General features: G+C 72.4%; 15 protein-coding genes. 11 read left to right on the top strand and 4 right to left on the bottom strand.

Annotated elements, in window-relative coordinates; genetic code table 11:
* Positions 1 to 14 precede the first annotated feature (14 nt).
* Positions 15 to 776, bottom strand: coding sequence for a glycosyltransferase family 2 protein (locus ACRQ4B_RS04395; RefSeq protein WP_439693480.1), 762 nt, complete (start codon positions 774 to 776; stop codon positions 15 to 17).
* A gap of 129 nt (positions 777 to 905) precedes the next feature.
* Here ACRQ4B_RS04395 and ACRQ4B_RS04400 point away from each other — a divergent pair, with 129 nt between their 5' ends.
* The 5 genes from ACRQ4B_RS04400 (at position 906) to ACRQ4B_RS04420 (ending at position 5,011) form a co-directional block, all read left to right on the top strand.
* The gene (locus ACRQ4B_RS04400) at positions 906 to 1,337 is read left to right on the top strand and encodes a MarR family winged helix-turn-helix transcriptional regulator (protein ID WP_439693481.1); all 432 of its coding nucleotides are present in this window, start codon (positions 906 to 908) and stop codon (positions 1,335 to 1,337) included.
* A gap of 58 nt (positions 1,338 to 1,395) precedes the next feature.
* Positions 1,396 to 2,037 carry an MBL fold metallo-hydrolase gene (locus ACRQ4B_RS04405; RefSeq protein ID WP_439693482.1) on the top strand — a complete coding sequence of 214 codons (642 nt, stop codon included), beginning with the start codon at positions 1,396 to 1,398 and terminating at the stop codon, positions 2,035 to 2,037.
* Between the two features lie 138 nt (positions 2,038 to 2,175).
* A complete protein-coding gene (locus ACRQ4B_RS04410) occupies positions 2,176 to 2,658 on the top strand; it encodes a GNAT family N-acetyltransferase (protein ID WP_439693483.1) in 483 nt (160 codons plus the stop codon).
* 47 nt (positions 2,659 to 2,705) lie between these two features.
* Positions 2,706 to 3,314, top strand: coding sequence for a TetR/AcrR family transcriptional regulator (locus ACRQ4B_RS04415; RefSeq protein WP_439693484.1), 609 nt, complete (start codon positions 2,706 to 2,708; stop codon positions 3,312 to 3,314).
* Positions 3,311 to 5,011: an MDR family MFS transporter gene (locus ACRQ4B_RS04420; RefSeq protein WP_439693485.1), complete on the top strand. Its 1,701-nt coding sequence runs from the start codon at positions 3,311 to 3,313 to the stop codon at positions 5,009 to 5,011. Before ACRQ4B_RS04415 ends, ACRQ4B_RS04420 begins: the two co-directional genes overlap by 4 nt.
* A gap of 266 nt (positions 5,012 to 5,277) precedes the next feature.
* Here the strand turns inward: ACRQ4B_RS04420 and ACRQ4B_RS04425 are convergent, their stop codons facing one another.
* The gene (locus tag ACRQ4B_RS04425; protein ID WP_439693486.1) at positions 5,278 to 6,276 is read right to left on the bottom strand and encodes a LacI family DNA-binding transcriptional regulator; all 999 of its coding nucleotides are present in this window, start codon (positions 6,274 to 6,276) and stop codon (positions 5,278 to 5,280) included.
* 176 nt (positions 6,277 to 6,452) lie between these two features.
* Between ACRQ4B_RS04425 and uriH the strand changes: the two genes are divergently transcribed.
* From uriH to ACRQ4B_RS04445, 4 genes are read left to right on the top strand one after another with little or no spacing between them, the layout of a single operon-like run.
* A complete protein-coding gene (uriH, locus tag ACRQ4B_RS04430; protein WP_439693487.1) occupies positions 6,453 to 7,439 on the top strand; it encodes a uridine-preferring nucleoside hydrolase UriH in 987 nt (328 codons plus the stop codon).
* A gap of 5 nt (positions 7,440 to 7,444) precedes the next feature.
* On the top strand, positions 7,445 to 8,863 hold the full coding sequence (gene uriT, locus ACRQ4B_RS04435) for a uridine transporter UriT (protein WP_439693488.1): 1,419 nt from the start codon (positions 7,445 to 7,447) through the stop codon (positions 8,861 to 8,863).
* Complete coding sequence (locus tag ACRQ4B_RS04440) at positions 8,860 to 9,717, top strand: ribokinase (protein WP_439693489.1); 858 nt, start codon at positions 8,860 to 8,862, stop codon at positions 9,715 to 9,717. The genes uriT and ACRQ4B_RS04440 overlap by 4 nt, the downstream gene beginning before the upstream one ends.
* A gap of 31 nt (positions 9,718 to 9,748) precedes the next feature.
* On the top strand, positions 9,749 to 10,684 hold the full coding sequence (locus tag ACRQ4B_RS04445; protein WP_439693490.1) for a Ppx/GppA phosphatase family protein: 936 nt from the start codon (positions 9,749 to 9,751) through the stop codon (positions 10,682 to 10,684).
* A 4-nt stretch (positions 10,685 to 10,688) separates the two neighbouring features.
* Here ACRQ4B_RS04445 and ACRQ4B_RS04450 read toward each other — a convergent pair whose 3' ends face one another.
* Together ACRQ4B_RS04450 and ACRQ4B_RS04455 are read right to left on the bottom strand one after the other, a co-directional pair.
* Positions 10,689 to 11,294, bottom strand: a complete 606-nt coding sequence (locus tag ACRQ4B_RS04450; protein WP_439693491.1) for an antibiotic biosynthesis monooxygenase — start codon at positions 11,292 to 11,294, stop codon at positions 10,689 to 10,691.
* Between the two features lie 46 nt (positions 11,295 to 11,340).
* Entirely contained in the window at positions 11,341 to 12,342 is a 1,002-nt protein-coding gene (locus ACRQ4B_RS04455) for a Ku protein (RefSeq protein ID WP_439693492.1), read from the bottom strand.
* Positions 12,343 to 12,404: 62 nt separating this feature from the next.
* Between ACRQ4B_RS04455 and ACRQ4B_RS04460 the strand changes: the two genes are divergently transcribed.
* Positions 12,405 to 13,295 (top strand): SDR family oxidoreductase, encoded by an 891-nt coding sequence (locus tag ACRQ4B_RS04460; RefSeq protein ID WP_439693493.1) that lies wholly within the window; start codon positions 12,405 to 12,407, stop codon positions 13,293 to 13,295.
* Entirely contained in the window at positions 13,292 to 15,814 is a 2,523-nt protein-coding gene (locus tag ACRQ4B_RS04465) for an ATP-dependent DNA ligase (RefSeq protein WP_439693494.1), read from the top strand. Before ACRQ4B_RS04460 ends, ACRQ4B_RS04465 begins: the two co-directional genes overlap by 4 nt.
* Positions 15,815 to 15,930 lie beyond the last annotated feature (116 nt).

A 15,930-nucleotide genomic window follows, 5' to 3' on the forward strand; every position in this document is an offset into this window, starting at 1 on the left:
CGATGCCGGAGCGGTCAGCGGCGGCGCCACCACCCGGCGACGCGCCGCCGCACCGTCACCCGGGTCCGTCGGGCCCACCGCCGCACCGGGTTCGCCCGGCGGCCGTTCACCCGGAACGTGTGGAACGCCCGTCGGGTCCGGAGCGCGGCGGACCGCAGCCCCGCGAGCGGTCGAGCGGAGACCTGCACGGTGAGCGCCGGGTCCGCGAGCACGCGCCACCCCGGGTCGAGCTGCATGCTCAGGTCCACGTCGTCGTGCACCTCGGGGTCGTCGCGGTGGGCACGGGGGCGGATCGCGAGCCAGGTCTCCCGACGCATCGCCATCGCGGAGCCGAACAGCGGCGGGCGCGCGAGCGCAGCCCACATCAGGGCGAAGTACGGCCGCATGTAGACGGCGTCCCAGACCCGGCCGACGAGGGCGCCGCCGTCGTGCGGGCAGCCGGGGCCGGTGACGGCGACGACCTCGGGGTCCTCCAGCAGCCGGAGTGCGTCGGCGATCCACCCGGGCGGCGGCACGGAGTCGGCGTCCAGCCGGACCAGGACGTCGCCGGAGGCCCGGTCGTAGCCACGCGCGGAGGCCCGGGCGATCCCGCGGACCCGCTCCGTGAGCACGACCGCCCCCGCAGCCTCGGCCACCGCTGCGCTGTCGTCGCTGCTGCCGTTGTCGACCACGACCACCTCGTCGGCGAGCACCGACTGCGCGGCGAGTGCATCGAGGCACCGTCGGAGGTGCGCGGCGTCGTCCCGTACGGGGACGACGACGGACACGCGGAGCATGAACCGATCCAACCGGACGCGCCCTGGGCGCGATCGCATGCCGGCCAGGAGGCGCGGTGCGGGCGGTCGCGCGCCTCCGGTCGGTCCGGCGGCGCCGCCCGGTGCGGCCGGCGGCGGTACGGTCGGGGCATGACGACGACCCCGGACGACCTCGCCGAGGAGCTCCGTGAGTCGATCGGGCGCATCGTGCGGGCCACCCGGGCGCTCACCGACGAACTGCCCCAAGCGCAGAGCGCGAGCCTCGGGCTGCTCGACCGGCAGGGGCCGCAGACCATCGCCGAGCTCGCAAGGGCCCGGGGCGTGAAGCACCAGGGACAGTCACGGACCGTCGCCGAGCTCGAGGAACGCGGCTACGTCGAACGGGGTGCGTCCGACGGGGACCGACGGGTGTCGGTGATCCGGCTGACCGACGCCGGACGGACGGTCATGCTCCGGGAGCGCCGGGCACGGGCCGGGACGTTCGCGTCGGTCATCGACGCCGACCTGTCCGAGGCGGAGCGTGCGGTGCTCGCCCGGGTGCCGGAACTGTTCCACCGGATCGCTGCTCGCCTGGAGCGGTGAACGTCCTCTCATCCGGTCCCACCGGCTCGATGTACAACACGGTTGTAGACTGGTGCACATGGAGCTGACGAAGTACAACCACGCCACCGTCGTCCTCGAGCAGGACGGCGCCACACTCGTCATCGACCCGGGGACGTTCACGCCCGAGGGTGCCGACCTCGCGGAGGCCGCGGTCGTCGTGCTCGTCACCCACGAGCACTTCGACCACTTCGACGTCGAGGCCGTCCGGTCGGCGCTCGCAGCGAACGACGCGCTCGTGGTCCGTGGCCCCCAGGGCATCGTCGACCAGCTCGGCACGCACGACGGCCGGGTCGCCGCCGTCGCCGCCGGTGGGTCCTTCGAGGTCGGCCCGTTCTCCGTGCAGGTCTTCGGCGAGGAGCACGCGGTGATCCACCCGGACATCCCGACGATCGCGAACGTCGGCTACCTGGTGAACGGCACCGTGTTCCACCCCGGTGACGCCTACCTTGTGCCCGGCGTGCCGGTGCAGACCCTCCTGCTGCCGACCAGCGGGCCCTGGACGAGCACCGCCGACGCGGTGGACTACGTCCGAGCGGTCGCACCGGAGCGCGCCGTGCAGATCCACGAGGCGATGCTCAGCGACCTCGGCCAGCAGTCGGCCGCCCGGTTCCTCGGACCGGACGGGCTCGGACCGGTGCCGGTGCAGATCCTGCCCGCGGGGGAGTCCGTCGTCGTCTGACGGACGCGCGCCGGCCGGAGGAGGTGACCCGTGCCTCCAGGCCGGCACCGCCGCCGCGACTGCGCGGGGCGCGCTCGTCGCGACCGCACTGGGGGCCCCGTCGCGCCGGACCCGGCATCCGTGACAGGATCGACGGTCGTGATCACGATCGAACGCGTCGCGTGGGACGACCCCCGGGGAGTCGGGCTCCGCGCCCGCATGGACGAGGAGATGCACGAGCGCTACGGCGCGTCGAACGCCGGTGAGGACCCGTCGGTCACGGCGGCGCGTGACCGGGCGCTCGCCGTGGACCCGGCGACGATCATCACCTCGCTCCTGGCGCTCGACGAGGACGGCGAGCCCCTCGGGCACATCGCCGTCCGACGGCTCCGTGACGAGGTCGAGCTGAAGCGGCTCATCGTGCTGGCCGCCGCCCGGGGCAAGGGTGCGGCGACGGCGTTGCTCGCCGAGGGGGAGCAGGTCGCGCGCGAGCAGGGGGCCGAGCGGCTCATCCTGCAGACCGGCGACAAGCAGCCCGAGGCCGTCGCGCTCTACGAGAAGACCGGCTGGACGCGGATCCCGGTGTACGAGCCGTACGCCGCCACGATGCCGTGGTCGTTCTGCTTCGCGAAGGCGTTGTAACCCGATCGTCCGTTGCACTCTCAGCATGAGAGTGCAAGTCTTGTCCGGTGAGCACCACCGAACGCACCCGCGCGCTGCGCCGACGCATGATCGTCGAAGCGCGCCGAGCGACGGTCGAGCACGGGCTGCACGGCTACACGATCGAGCAGCTCTGCGAGACCGTCGGGGTGTCCCGGCGCACCTTCTTCAACCACTTCGCGTCGAAGGAGGACGTCGTCCTCGGCATCGAGCTGCACGCCGACGTCGAGGCCTTCGAGCGGTACGCCGCGGGCGGGATCGTGTCGTCCGACCTCGATCCGCTCGGCTCGATCGTCGCGCTGGCGATCGACCAGTTCCACCGCGTCGGGATCGACCGCGCGGACGAGGCCCTCGTCCGTCAGGTCTTCGAGCGGGAGCCCGCCCTCGTCGCCAAGTTCCTCTCGGCGACGGACGTCCAGCTCGCGCGGGTCACCGACGCGGTCCGGCATCGCTTCGGCTGGGGCGACCCGGACGACCGTCGGGCGCGCCTGGTCACCGAGGCGGCAGCCGGCCTGCTCAAGGTCACCGCCGACACGTTCTTCGCCGACGCCGACTCGCCGGCGTTCGACGCGCTGCTCACCGACAACCTCCGCCTGCTCAGGGCGGCCATCACGACCGGACAGGACACCACACCATGAGCGCCACCGCGCCGGGCACGACCAAGCGTGCCCGCCCAGGCTCCGACGGGCCGCTGCTCCTCACGCAGCGCCGGATCTGGATCATCTTCTCCGCGCTCATCGCGGGAATGCTGCTCTCCAGTCTCGACCAGACCATCGTCTCCACGGCGATGCCCACCATCGTCGGCGAGCTCGGCGGCGTCGCACACCAGGCGTGGCTGACGACCGGGTACCTGCTCGCCTCCACCATCGTGATGCCCGTCTACGGCAAGTTCGGTGACGTCCTCGGCCGCCGCAACCTGTTCCTCATCGCGATCGCCCTGTTCACGATCGCCTCGGCCGGGTGCGCCTTCGCCGGTGACTTCACGCAGCTCGTGGTGTTCCGCGCAATGCAGGGCCTCGGCGGCGGTGGCTTGATGATCCTGTCGCAGGCGATCATCGCCGACATCGTGCCCGCCTCGCAGCGCGGCAAGTACCTCGGCCCGCTCGGCGCGATCTTCGGGCTGTCGGCGATCGGCGGCCCGCTGCTCGGCGGGTTCTTCGTCGACCACCTCACCTGGAACTGGGCGTTCTACATCAACATCCCGGTCGGCATCGCGGCCTTCTTCGTCGCCTGGTTCGCCCTCACGCTGCCGAGCAAGAAGGCGACGAAGCGCATCGACGTGCTCGGCGTGCTGTTCATGTCCGCGGCGACGACCTGCCTGGTGTTCTTCTCGGAGTTCGGCGGCAGCAAGGACCACGGCTGGGACGCCCTCGAGACGTGGGCCTGGTTCGCCGGCCTCGTCGTGTCGGCCGCTCTGCTCGTGCTCGTCGAGTCGCGCGCCGCGGACCCGGTGCTCCCCCTGTCCTTCTTCCGGAACCGGACGTTCCTGCTCGCCACGGGCATCGGCCTCGTGCTCGGCATCGGCATGTTCGCGGCGATCGGCTTCGTCCCGACGTTCCTGCAGATGGCGTCGGGCACCTCGGCCGCGGTCTCCGGGCTGCTCATGCTGCCGATGATGGTCGGCCTGATCGGTACCTCGATCGCATCCGGCAACCTGATCACCAAGACCGGCCGCTACCGGATGTTCCCGATCATCGGGACGATCCTCGTCGCCCTCGCCATGCTCGCCATGACGCAGCTGGCGGCGGACACCCCGATCTGGTTGATCTGCGCCTACCTGTTCGTGTTCGGCGCCGGCCTCGGGCTCATCATGCAGGTGGTCGTCCTGGTCGCGCAGAACGCCGTGCCCGCCTCGCAGGTGGGGACCGCCACGTCGACGAACAACTACTTCCGCGAGGTCGGCGCCTCCCTCGGCACCGCCGTGTTCGGCGCGCTCTTCACGGCACGCCTCACGACGTCGCTCACGGACGTGTTCCGCGGGGCCGGGGGCTCGGCAACCGATGCGGCGTCCTCGGCGGGCAGCATCGACCCCGCGACCGTGGCGAAGCTGCCGGAGGCGGTGCAGGACGGCATCGTGAACGCGTACGCCGACTCCTTGGCGCCGGTGTTCTGGTACCTCCTGCCGTTCATCGCGATCGCGTTCCTGCTCGCGCTCTTCCTGCCGCAGATCACGCTCTCCGACACGGCCGGCATGGTCGCCCGCGGCGAGGCCGTCGGCGGTGCCGAGGCCGACGAGCTGGAGCGCGCGCAGCGCGAGGGCCGCGAGCCGGCGGCGTCGGCCGCGTCGGCCGTGCCGGCCGCGCCGGCCGCCCCGGCGGACCGCGCCGACCAGTAGGCGTCGCGCCGAGACTCGGGGTGGGCGACCGTTCTCGTGCGATCGGGCGCGAGATCGGCCGCGCAGCGCGAGTCTCGCGCCCTCACCTCACGATGGCCGGCCGGGAGGCGCGGTGCGGGCCCGCACCGTGCCTCCCGTCCGGCGTGTCACCGAGACTCGGGTGTGGCGACCGTTCTCGTGCGATCGGGCGCGAGATCGGTCGGTCAGCGCGAGTCTCGGCCCGGCGGCGCTACGCGCCGGGCGCATGCCGGCGCGGGCCGGCGGCGCTACGCGCCGGTGCTCGCGCGGCGGACCAGGCGTGCGGGCAGGGCGGCGGCCTCGGGCGCGGTGCCGTCCAGCGTCGCGAGCAGTCGGAGCGCCGCAGCCCGGCCGAGGTCGGCGCCCGGCAGTGCCACGCTCGTCAGGGCCGGCGCCGTGACCGACGACGACGGCAGGTCGTCGAAGCCGGCGACGGCGAGGTCCTCCGGGACCCGGACCCCGAGCTCCCCGGCCACCCGGAGCAGGCCGTACGCCAGGGTGTCCGCGGCTGCGACGACCGCGGTGACGTCGTCCTCCCGCCAGGCCTCGAGCACGTGCTCGGCCGCCGATGCCGCCGCGTCCACCGTGAGGTCCGCGCGTGCGGTGACCTCGGAGACCTCGATGCCGGCGGCGGCGCACTCCTGCTCGAAGCGCTCCCGGCGGACGCCGAACGTCGTCGCCCGCGAGGTCCCGTCGAGGTACCCGACCCGCCGGTGCCCCTGTGCTCGCAGGTGCTGGACGAGGTCGCGGACGCCGGGGGAGAGGTCGTAGTTGACCGCCTCGTCCCCGCCGGGAGCGTCGAGCAGCACGACCGGGACGGAGGCCGACATCGATTCGCCGGCGGCCGGGGCGTCGACGAGGATGCCCGCCGGTCGGAGTCGTTCGAAGCGCCGGACGTCCGCCGCGCCGGGTTGCGCGCCGCGCTCGGTCACCGACAAGACGAGCTGGAACCGGTCGCCGACGGTGTCCCGCACGCCGCGGATGACCTCGGCGAAGAACGGGTTCGACAGGTCGGGTGCGATGAGGACGACGAGGTCGCCGGACCCGCGCGCGAGGGTGCTCGCGGCGTGGTCGACGACGTACCCGAGTTCGTCGACGGCGATCCGCACGCGGGAGGCGATCGGCTCGGACACGCGGCCGCGCTCCTTGCCGTTCACGACGAGCGACACCGTGGCGATGCTCGTACCGGCGCGTTCCGCGACCATCGCGGCGGTCACACGGCGGCCGGGAGCGGCGGAGGATGGCACGCGACGATGCTACCGACCGGGGCCTCCGGGCTGCGGGAGCGGCCAGCGCAACTTGACGTCAAACGCTTGACGTGTTCTGATGTCAAACGCTTGACGTGCCGCGGGAGCTGATCCTCCGCCGCGGATCCCCACCGCGTCGAGCCCAGACCTCATCCCCGAAGAAGTGGAGCACGCCAGTGCCCGAGAAGATCATCCTCGACTGCGACCCCGGCCACGACGACGCCGTCGCCATCCTGCTGGCCCACGGCAACCCGGACATCGAGCTCCTCGCCGTGACGACCGTCGTCGGGAACCAGACCCTGCCGAAGGTCACCCGCAACGCCCTCGCCGTCGCCCGCATCGCCGGGATCACGGGCGTGCCGTTCGCCGCGGGTGCCGACCGGCCGCTGCTGCGCGAGATCGAGGTCGCGCCGGACATCCACGGCGAGAGCGGCCTGGACGGACCGATGCTGCCCGAGCCGTCGTTCGACCTCGACGAGCGGCACGCGGTGGACCTGATCATCGAGACGGTCATGGCGCACGAGCCCGGCACCGTCACCCTCGTGCCGACCGGCGGCCTGACGAACATCGCCCTCGCCGCCCGCAAGGAACCCCGCATCGTCGAGCGCGTCAAGCAGGTCGTGCTGATGGGCGGCGGCGTGCACGTCGGCAACTGGAGCCCGGTCGCCGAGTTCAACATCGTCATCGACCCCGAGGCCGCGTCGATCGTCTTCGACGCCGGCTGGGACGTCGTGATGGTCGGGCTCGACCTGACGCACCAGGCGCTCGCCACCCCGGAGGTCGCCGCGCGCATCGCCGCCGTCGGCACCGCTCCCGCGGCGTTCGTCGGCGAGCTGCTCGACTTCTTCGGCCAGACCTACAGGGACGCCCAGGGCTTCGACTCCCCGCCGGTGCACGACCCCTGCGCCGTCGCGTACGTCATCGACCCGACCGTCGTCCGTGCCGTCAAGGTACCGATCCGCATCGAGACGCAGGGCACCCTGACCCTCGGCATGACGGTCGCCGACTTCCGTGCGCCCGCGCCGGAGGACTGCCGCACGAGCGCCGCGACGGAGCTCGACCACGGCCGCTTCTGGGACCTCGTCGTCGATGCCCTCGAGCGCATCGGCGAGACACCCGACACCGGCTGGACCCCCCGCACCGCCACGACCCCGGAGATCTGACCCCCATGACCCCCACCTCGACGACGATGTCGAAGAAGTCGATCGGCGCCCTCACCGCCGCGCTGCTCGCCGCCTGCATCGCGTTCCAGCTGAACGCGAGCATGCTCAGCCCCGCCCTGGTCACGATGGCGCGGGAGCTGCACACCGACGACGCGACGATCGGGCTGTCGCAGACCCTGTACTTCACGCTCGCCGCGCTGTTCTCGCTGTTCCTGCCCCGCCTGTCGGACATCGTCGGCCGCAAGCGCGTCCTGCTCGGCATGCTCGCCGTGATGCTCGTCGGCAGCGTCGTCGCCGCCCTCGCGGTGAACGTGCCGATGCTCTTCACCGGCCGCATCATCCAGGGTGTGACCGGCCCGGTCGTCCCGATCTGCCTGCTCGTCCTGCGCAACGAGATCGCCGACCCGAAGCGCTACGGCGCCGCACTCGGGCTGCTCACCGCGGTGAACGGCGGCATCGCCGGCATCGACTCCCTCGCCGGCGGCTGGATCGCGACGAACTTCGGCTTCCGCGGCATCTTCTGGGTGATCGCGGTCGTCACGGTCGTCGCGCTCGCGATGGTCGCGGTGTGGGGCCTCGAGTCGAAGCCGTCCGCCGGCACCCGGATGGACTGGCTCGGTGTCGTCCCGCTGGTCATCAGCGTCGGTGCACTCCTCACCGCCTTCAACGAGGCCGGCAAGCTCGGCGCCGCGAACCCGGTGCTCGTGGTCGGCGGGATCGTCGTCGCCCTGGCCGCGTTCGCGGTGTTCTGGGCCGTCGAGTCCCGCGTCCGGGAGCCGCTCGTCGAGACCCGGTTCCTCAAGCGCCGGGCCACGTGGGCGCTCCTGGCGACGACGTTCCTCACCATGACCGGCGTGTTCGCGGTCGTGAACGGCCTCGTCACGAGCCTCGCGCAGAACCGCGACGCCGGCTTCGGTATGGAGGCCGACCTCGCTTCGCTCGTGTTCCTCACCCCGTACGCGCTCGTCGGGTGGGTCGTCGGGCCCTTCGCCGGCCGGCTCGCCCCGACCCTCGGGTACCGGGCGATCCTGCGGTTCGGCCTGATCGGCAGCATCGTGGCGACGGTCCTGATGGCCGTGGTCGGGGTGCACTCGCTGCCCGTGCTCATCACCGCGACCGTGCTGATCGGCATCACCTACGCCGGCATCGCGAACATCATCCTGAACGGCCTCGGCATCGTGCTCTCCCCGGAGTCGAACCCCGGCTTCCTCCCCGGCCTCAACGCGGGGGCGTTCAACCTCGGCGCCGGTGTCAGCTTCGCCGTGCTGCCGGCGCTCCAGATCGCCCTCGGGGTCGGCGGGTCCGCCGGGACCGCCGGCTACTCCGGTGGCATGCTGCTCGGTGCCGTGATCACCTGCGCGGCCCTCGCCACGTCCTTCCTCATCCCGCGCCCGGCCTCGGCCGAGACAGGAGCCGCCGCATGACCGGCATCGTCGTCGTGGGGAGCCTCAACGCGGACCTCGTGGTCCGCACGGAGCGCTTCCCGAAGCCCGGTGAGACCCTCCACGGGTCCGACCTCGCCGTCCTGCCCGGGGGCAAGTCCGCCAACCAGGCGGTGGCAGCCGGGAGGCTCGGGGGCACGGTGCGCATGATCGGTGCGGTCGGCGACGACGGGAACGGTGCGCTGCTCCGCGACTCCGTCGCGGCGTCGGGTGCGGACGTCACGCACGTCGCCGTCCGACCCGGGACGGCCACCGGCACCGCGGTCATCACGGTCGACGCCGCCGGCGAGAACACGATCGTGATCTCCGGCGGCGCGAACGCCACGCTCGGACCGGACGACCTGCCCGCCGACGCCTTCGAGGGCGCGGGCGTGCTCGGCCTCTGCCTCGAGGTCTCGATCGACGTGGTCCTGGCCGCCGCCCGTGCCGCTCGGGCAGCCGGCGTCACGGTCCTGACGAACCTGTCCCCGTTCGGTGACGTGCCGGCGGAGCTCCTCGAGCTGACCGACGTCCTGCTGGTGAACGAGCACGAGGCCGCCGAGCTCGGGGAGCACGGGGTCCGGCGGTCGATCGTGACCCGGGGTGGCGCCGGCTGCACCGTGCACGACGGCGACGACGACCCGGTGTCGATCGACGCCGTGCGGGTCGACCCGGTGGACACCACGGGCTGCGGCGACGCGTTCATGGGCGCGGTCGCGCTGCGGCTCGCCGCCGGTGACCCGCTGGTCGACGCGGCCCGGTTCGCCGCCAGCGTCGGGGCGTTCGCCGCGACGAAGGCGGGCGCGCAGGCCTCGTACCCGACCACCGCGGAACTGGAGCAGTTCCTGCGGGCCTGAGCCGCGCCTCCAGGCCGTTAGCGTTGTCCCCATGCGCGTGGGAGTCCTCGACATCGGGTCCAACACCGGCCACCTGCTGGTGGTCGACGCCCACGGCGGGGCCGCCCCGCTGCCGGCGTCGTCGTTCAAGCAGCCGCTGCGGCTCGCCGAGCACCTCGACGACACCGGCGCGGTGACCGAAGCGGGCGTCGAGGCCCTGACCACGTTCGTCGCCGACGCCGTCCGCGTCGCCGAGGAACGCGGCTGCGAGGACATGCTCGCGTTCGCGACCTCGGCGGTCCGCGACGCCGGCAACTCCGAAGCGGTCCTGGCGCACGTCGAGTCGGCGACCGGTGTCGAGCTCGCCGTGCTCTCCGGCGGGGACGAGGCGCGCCTGACGTTCCTCGCCGTCCGGCGGTGGTTCGGCTGGTCGGCCGGGCGGCTCGCGGTGTTCGACATCGGCGGCGGGTCCCTCGAGATCGCCGGCGGTGGCGACGAAGCGCCCGACGTGGCGTGGTCGATGCCGATCGGTGCCGCGCGCCTGGCCCGGTCGTACTTCGCCGCGGGCACGCCCACCGAGGACGACGTCCGCCGGATCCGGCACGAGATCCGCGTCGAGATCGCCCGGGACGCCGGCCTGCTCCTCCGCACCGGGCGGCCGGACCGTGCGGTGGCGACCTCGAAGACCTTCCGCTCGATCGCCCGGATCTGCGGGGCGGCACCCTCGGGCGCGGGCGCACTCGTCCCGCGGGTGCTCGACGGGGCCGTGCTCCGGGCGAAGCTGCCGTCGCTGCTCACCATGTCCGTCGCCGAGCTCGCGACGCTGCCGGGGGTGTCCCCGAGCCGGGCGCACCAGGTCGTCCCGGGCGCGCTGGTGGCAGAGGCGTGCCTGGACATCTTCGACCTGCCGGCGCTCGAGATCTGCCCGTGGGCGCTCCGCGAGGGCGTGATCCTGGAGCGGCTCGACCAGCTGTCCGTGCTCGGCTAGGTCGTCACGCGCTGCGCGGCGGCGCGAGCAGCCACGGCCGGATCAGCTTCGTCACGAACGGCAGCACCCAGAACGTCATGACCGGCGTGAGCACGAGCGTCGTGACGAGCACCCGCGGGAGCACGGGCAGCGCACCGAACGCCGGGACGAGCCAGCCGACCAGGTACGTGAACGCCAGGTTCACCGGGAAGAACCCGAGCCAGATGCTCACCGCCTGCTTCCAGCGCGGCGGCGCGCTCGAAGCGGGTGCGTCGGCCGGGGCGTCGAACCAACCCTCGATGCCGGTGCGCTTCTCGACGCGGGACTCCACCACGAGGTCGCGGCCGAGGTCGAGCCACCGCAGCCGGTCGTCGGAGTTCTCCCACGTGGCGAGCGAGTCGTGGTCGGCGAACCGGTACAGCATGTGCCACTCGCGGCTGGAGGCGTGCGAGCGCACCCACCCGGAGCCGAGGAAGCCGGGGTAGCGGTTCGCGAGGTTCACGCCGGACTGCACCCACCGGGTGACGTCGGGGATCCGTTCGGGTTCGACCAGGCGGGTGATGGAGACGGTGACGGGCGGGCCATCGGTCGCGGGTGGCGACGACAAGGCCCCAGGCTCTTCTGGAGTCATGCCCCCAGTGTCGCCGACCCGTGTTTCCGGCTCGTGTCCCGGCGGCTCAGCTGGCCTGCTTCTTGGCCGCGGGCTTCTTGGCGGCGGGCTTCTTGGCGGCGGGCTGCTTCGCCGCGGGCTTCTTCGCTGCCGGCTTCTTCGCCGGAGCCTTCTTCGCCGGAGCCTTCTCGGCGGCCGCCTGCTTCGGTGCCTTCGCGGCCGTCGAGCCGCCCGTCGCGGAACCGGACCCGCTCCGGGAACGCGACCCCGTGCCTCCCGTCCGCTTCTTGTCGACCGACGCCCGCAGGGCGGCCATCAGGTCGATGACGTCACCGCCGTCGCCCTCGTCGTCCTCGTCGGACCGCTCACCGAAGGTCTCCGACGTGTCGACGTCGTCGCCGGCCTCGAGCTTCGCGTCGATGAGCTGCTGCAGCTCCGCCTGGTACGAGTCCGTGTAGCGGTCGGGGTCGAAGTCCGTGGACATGCTGTCGACGAGCGACGACGACATCTTCAGCTCGGTCGGGCTGACCTTCACCGACGTGTCGAGGGCCGGGAAGTCCGCGGCCCGCACCTCGTCGCCCCAGAGCAACCCCTGCAGCAGGATGACCTCGTCGTTCACCCGGAGCACGCCGAGCCGGGTCTTCTGCCGCAGGGTGAACTGCACGATCGCCAGGCGGTCGGTCTTCGCCAGGGTCTCGCGCAGGAGCACGTAGGCCTTCGGGGACCGCGAGTCCGGCTCGAGGTAGTACGACTTCTCGAACATCATCGGGTCGACCTGCTCGACCGGCACGAACTCGAGGACCTCGATCTCGTGGGACTGCTCCTCGGGGAGCTTCTTGAAGTCGTCGGCGGTGAGCACCACGGTCTTGTCGCCGTCGTCGTACGCACGCTGGATGTCGGCGTACTCGACCTCGTGGCCGAACTCGCACACCCGCTTGTACCGGATCCGGCCCTTGTCCTCGTCGTGGACCTGGTGGAGCGAGACGTCGTGGGTCTCGGTGGCCGCGTAGACCTTGATGGGCACGTTGACGAGCCCGAACGCGATGGAGCCCTTCCAGATCGACCTCATGCGCTCATGATGCCCGTGTGCGGCCGGGAACGCCCGGGACTGTCAGCGAGCACGATGGGCGCATGAGCCAGCTCGACAAGCAGGACCCGCGCTCGCAGTTCCCCCGACCGCCCTTCCCCGCGCAGACACAGCAGGGGTCCGGCCTCGCGAGCGCGATGGACCCGCAGCCCGACCACGGTGAGACGAGCTACCTCGGCACGGGCCGCATGCCCGGCTACCGGGTCCTCGTCACCGGGGCCGACTCGGGCATCGGTCGGGCCGCGGCGATCGCGATGGCGAAGGAGGGCGCCGACGTCGCGCTGAACGCCCTGCCCGAGGAGCGCGACGACCTGGAGGCCGTCCGGGACGTCGTGGCGGACCTCGGTCGGAAGGCCGTGCTGCTGCCGGGCGACCTCACCGACGAGGCGTTCTGCGACACCCTGGTCCGCGACGCGGTCAGCGAACTCGGCGGCCTCGACGCGCTCGTGCTGGTCGCCGGGCACCAGCAGGTGCACGAGGACGTCACCGAGCAGTCGACCGAGGACTTCGACCGGACGATGAAGGTCAACCTCTACTCCCTGTTCTGGCTGGTGCGGGCAGCGGTGCCGCACATGGCCCCGGGCAGCGCGATCGTGACGACGGGTTCCGTGTCCGCGTACCAGCCGCAGGACCGGATGATCGACTACGCGGCGACGAAGGCCGCGATCACCACCTACACGAACGGTCTCGCGCGACAGCTCGCGGCGAAGGGCATCCGGGCGAACACGGTCGTCCCGGGGCCGGTGTGGACGCCGCTCCAGCCGATCAGCTACCCCGGGGACGAGATCGCCTCGTACGGGCAGGGCACGCCGTTCGGTCGTCCTGCCCAGCCCGTGGAGCTGGGCAGCGCGTACGTGTACCTGGCCGGGCCGGAATCGTCGTACACCTCGGGCACGACCCTGACGGTGGCCGGTGCGACCGGGGTGGCGCTGTGAGTCCGGCGTCCCGCAAGACCGTCGTCCTGGTGGGCGACCGGCGGATCGCGCTGACGAACACCGACAAGGTCCTCTACCCGGAGACCGGGACGACCAAGGGCCGCGTCATCGAGTACTACGAGCGCGTGGCGCCGTGGATGATCCCGCACGTGAAGGACCGGCCGGTCACCCGGAAGCGCTGGGCGAACGGCGTCGACGGCACGGTGTTCTTCGAGAAGAACCTGCCGGACTCCGCGCCCGACTGGGTGTGGCACCACACGATCGCGCACAAGGAGCACGACACCGAGTACCCGATCGTCGACGACCTGCCGACGCTGGTCTGGATGGCGCAGCAGGCCGCACTCGAACTGCACGTGCCGCAGTGGCGGTTCGGCCCGCGGGGCGGCCAGCAGAACCCGGACCGGCTCGTGCTCGACCTCGACCCCGGTGACGGCGTGGGCCTGCCCGAGTGCGTCGAGGTCGCCGTGGCGGCGCGCGAGATCCTGCACGGCATGGGCCTCGACCCGTACCCGGTGACCTCCGGGTCGAAGGGCATCCACCTGTACGCCGCGCTCGACGGGAAGGCGACGACGACACAGGTCTCCGAGGTCGCCCACGAGCTGGCGAAGGCACTCGAGACGGACCTGCCGGACCTCGTGCTGTCGTCGATGAGCCGCGCCGAGCGTGCCGGCAAGGTGTTCGTCGACTGGTCGCAGAACAACGGCAACAAGACGACCATCGCGCCGTACTCGCTGCGCGGCCGTGACCGGCCGACGGTCGCGGCTCCCCGCACCTGGGACGAGCTCGCGGAGCGCGGACTGGCCCAGCTCACGCTGGACGAGGTGCTGGAACGCCTGGAGGCGCGGGGGGACCACCTGCACCCGGTCGCCTCCGCCTCGCTGGCCGTCGGACGCGACGACCACGGCCACTGGGACGGCGACCGGACGAAGCAGGCGAACGAGGCCGAGCAGCCCGGCCGCGACCGGCTCGCTGCCTACCGCGCGAAGCGCGACGCGTCCAGGACGCCGGAGCCCGTCCCGGAGGACGCGCCGAGGGTCCGGGCGGACGGCACCCCGACGTTCGTGATCCAGGAACACCACGCCACCCGGGACCACTACGACTTCCGCCTGGAGCACGACGGCGTCCTGGTCAGCTGGGCGCTGCCGAAGGGCGAGCCGACCGACCCCGGGAAGAACCACCTCGCAGTGCAGACCGAGGACCACCCGCTCGAGTACGGCAGCTTCGAGGGCACGATCCCGAAGGACGAGTACGGCGGCGGGACGGTGACGATCTGGGACGACGGCACGTACGAGCTGGAGAAGTGGCGCGAGGGCGAGGAGGTCATCGTCACGCTGCACGGCCGGACGAACGGCGCTCGCCGCCTCGCGCTCCTGCACACCCGGGGCCGGGGCCGCGGTCGGGACGGCGACGAGAAGAACTGGCTCATCCACCGCACCAAGGACCAACCGGACCGGCTGGCGGACGCCGGCGACGGGTCGGGGTCGGCGCGAGCCTCCCGGCCGTCCATCGCGCACCGTGCCGGGCAGCAGCGCATCGACCGGACCGCCGCAGCGGCGACCGCGCCGTCCGACCGCCGTACGATGCAGGCGTCGCTCGCCACGGGGGAGCCGCACCTGGACCCGGACGACTGGGCGTTCGAGATGAAGTGGGACGGCATCCGCGCCCTCGCGACCGTGCGGGACGGGCGGGTGACCCTGCGCAGCCGGAACGACAACGACCTGACCGAGCAGTACCCCGAGCTGCAGGAACTCGGCGAGCGTGCCGGCGTGGACGGGGTGTTCGACGGCGAGGTCGTGGCGCTCGACGACCGCGGGCGTCCGTCGTTCCAGCTCCTGCAGAACCGGATGGGCCTGACGAAACGTCGCGAGGTCGAGGCCGCACGCGGGGAGACGCCGGTGCGGCTGTTCCTGTTCGACGTGCTCGAGGCCGACGGGCACGAGCTCACGCGCCTGGCGTACGACGCCCGTCGGCAGGCACTCGACACCGTCGTCGACCCGGGCGGTGCGATCGACGTCCCGGCGGCGCACCAGGGCGACCTCGAACGGGCGATGGCGGACTCCGCCGCGCAGGGACTCGAAGGGGTCGTGGCGAAGAAGCGCTCGTCGAAGTACGCCGAGGGCCGCCGGTCGGAGGCCTGGCTGAAGCTGAAGCACCACGCCACGCAGGAGGTCGTCGTCGGTGGCTGGAAGCCCGGCAACGGGCGCCGTGCCGGGGGCGTCGGCTCACTGCTGCTCGGGATCCCCGGTCCGGACGGCCTGCAGTACGTCGGCAAGGTCGGGACCGGGTTCCGCGACCGTGACCTCGACGAGATCGGGACGGTGCTCAGCGCACTCGAACGGAAGACCGCACCGTTCGCGGACGTCCCTCGGCCGGACGCCCGCGACGCCCACTGGGTCTCCCCGGAGCGCGTCGGCGAGGTCGAGTTCGCCGAGTGGACGGCCGACGGTCGGCTGCGGCAGCCCTCGTGGCGGGGCTGGCGGGTGGACAAGGACCCCGCGGACGTCACCCGCGAGCACTGAGCATGCGTCCGCATAGGGTCAGCCCGCGGCGAAATTCCGTCCCCCGACGCCCCCTCGTCCGGGGGACGAATCCGGAGTGAACGCCTGTGACCCCGCCACCGGCTGTTACGTTCGCC

This window comes from Curtobacterium sp. SP.BCo (genome assembly GCF_051903265.1).
Taxonomy (GTDB): Bacteria; Actinomycetota; Actinomycetes; order Actinomycetales; family Microbacteriaceae; genus Curtobacterium.